The sequence below is a fragment of the Streptomyces africanus genome (genome assembly GCF_002150735.1).
GTDB lineage: Bacteria > Actinomycetota > Actinomycetes > Streptomycetales > Streptomycetaceae > Streptomyces > Streptomyces africanus.
The window spans coordinates 1-574 of record NZ_MUKA01000736.1 but is presented as its reverse complement, the minus strand read 5'-3'; the positions used below and the strand labels follow the sequence as shown (position 1 = coordinate 574).

Below are 574 nucleotides of genomic sequence, written 5' to 3'. Positions count from 1 at the left end.
TTCCTGAGCTTCCGTAATCCGGCTCACACTCACGTCAGGTTTTCGTGAGCGACACCCCGCGCGCCTGCCCCGAAACACCCGTGTCACACTCGTCCCATGCGCGTGTACCTCGGCTCGGACCATGCGGGCTACGAACTCAAGAACCACCTCGTCGAGTGGCTGAAGGCGGCGGGTCACGACCCCGTCGACTGCGGCCCGCACATCTACGACGCCCAGGACGACTACCCGCCCTTCTGCCTCCGCGCCGCGGAGCGGACGGCCGCGGACCCCGACGCCCTCGGCATCGTCATCGGCGGCTCCGGCAACGGTGAGCAGATCGCAGCGAACAAGGTCAAGGGCGTCCGCGCGGCCCTCGCCTGGAGCGAGGAGACGGCGGCCCTCGGCCGCCAGCACAACAACGCCAACGTCATCGCCGTGGGCGCGCGCATGCACGCGCAGGACGAGGCGACGGCGTTCGTCGAGACGTTCCTCAGCACGCCGTTCTCCGGTGACGAACGTCACATCCGCCGAATCGACATGCTCGACGCGTACGAGTCGACAGGCGACCTCCCGCCCATCCCGCCCCACCACCCCC

General features: G+C 69.0%; 1 protein-coding gene. It reads left to right on the top strand.

Translation table 11 applies throughout. From position 1 onward, the window contains the following. Positions 1-96: 96 nt before the first annotated feature. The coding region (locus CCL05_RS43745) for a ribose-5-phosphate isomerase (RefSeq protein WP_086565937.1) at positions 97-574 on the top strand (478 nt) is incomplete at its 3' end.